The following is a 487-nucleotide window of genomic DNA, read 5'->3' on the forward strand; positions in this document are numbered from 1 at the left end:
GCCTTCCTGAACGTTCTCCAGAACGGTCTTGGTCTCGTCGAGCTGGGGCTCCTGCATCAGGATCCCGACGCTGTATCCGGGAGAGAGCCGGGCTTCTCCGTTGCTGGGGGTATCGAGGCCCGCCATGATCTTGAGGATGGTGGATTTTCCGGCACCGTTCGGTCCCACCACGCCAATCTTGGCGCCGGGGAAGAACGACATGGTGACGTCGTCGAGAATCAGCTTCTCTCCGATCGCCTTTCGAGCGCGGACCATTGAGTAAATAAATTCGGCCAATTCTATTCCTAAACTATTGGTATGACTACGAAACCCCGCGCCGTACTGTACGTTCGCCTCTCGCGAGAGAGCGCCGTTTCCACGTCCATAGAAGGCCAAAACGCGGACCTCTATGCACTTGCCGAGCGCGAGGGCTGGCAGATCGTCGCTACTTTCGAGGATAACGGTAAGTCCGGGGGCAAGCAGCGCGAGAACGCCATCGGCGCCCTAG

At 58.7% G+C, this 487-nt stretch carries 2 protein-coding genes; one reads left to right on the forward strand and one right to left on the reverse strand.

The genetic code is table 11. The features are described from left to right. Nucleotides 1–276, reverse strand: a 276-nt coding sequence (locus JF66_RS21160) for an ATP-binding cassette domain-containing protein (protein WP_156110000.1), incomplete at its 3' end; no start/stop codon positions are given. A 21-nt stretch (nucleotides 277–297) separates the two neighbouring features. Here JF66_RS21160 and JF66_RS21165 point away from each other — a divergent pair. Further along, nucleotides 298–487, forward strand: a 190-nt coding sequence (locus JF66_RS21165; RefSeq protein ID WP_035880962.1) for a recombinase family protein, incomplete at its 3' end; no start/stop codon positions are given.

Origin of the sequence: Cryobacterium sp. MLB-32 (assembly GCF_000738085.1) — a bacterium.
Classification (GTDB): domain Bacteria; phylum Actinomycetota; class Actinomycetes; order Actinomycetales; family Microbacteriaceae; genus Cryobacterium.